This is a genomic window from Streptomyces sp. SID12501, assembly GCF_010550245.1.
GTDB lineage: Bacteria > Actinomycetota > Actinomycetes > Streptomycetales > Streptomycetaceae > Streptomyces.
Genome location: NZ_JAAGLU010000505.1, coordinates 1 through 482, shown reverse-complemented (window position 1 = coordinate 482; position 482 = coordinate 1). Strand labels below are relative to the sequence as shown.

Sequence of the window (482 nt, the reverse complement as noted above, 5' to 3'; positions counted from 1 at the left end):
AGTCGCCGTCGAACGTCGTGCCGTCGGGCGTCACGCCGTAGCCTGCGGCCGCGCCGGCGACGTGCGTGCCGTGGCCGTGGACGTCGATGGGGTTCTCGTCGGGCACGGGGACGAGCTGCGCGGGGTCGGTGCCGTCCGCGTTGTAGTTCGTCCCCGCGAAGTCGTAGCCGCCGAGGAACTTGTCGGGGTCGAACGAGCCGGCGGGCACCGGGCCCGTGCCGTCCTCGCCGTACGCGGCCTCGTAGGCCTCGACGGTGCCCGGGCCGCCGAAGGCGGCGTGCGTGTAGTCGATGCCGGTGTCGATGACGCCGACCGTGATGTCGGTGCCGAGCACGCCCGTGCTCTGCCACGTCGCGAGGGCCTTGGTGAACTCCACCTGCGCGGCGTTGTCGAGCGTGCGCTCGGCGACGAGGCGCACGGACCGGACGTTCGGGTCGTCGGCGAGCGTGCGCAGCTGGTCAGCGTCGCCCAGCACGAGCGCG

At 73.4% G+C, this 482-nt stretch carries 1 protein-coding gene; it reads right to left on the bottom strand.

All coding sequences use genetic code 11. The features are described 5' to 3' along the window. Positions 1-482, bottom strand: a 482-nt coding sequence (locus G3I71_RS47000; RefSeq protein WP_164325069.1) for a S8 family serine peptidase, incomplete at both ends; no start/stop codon positions are given.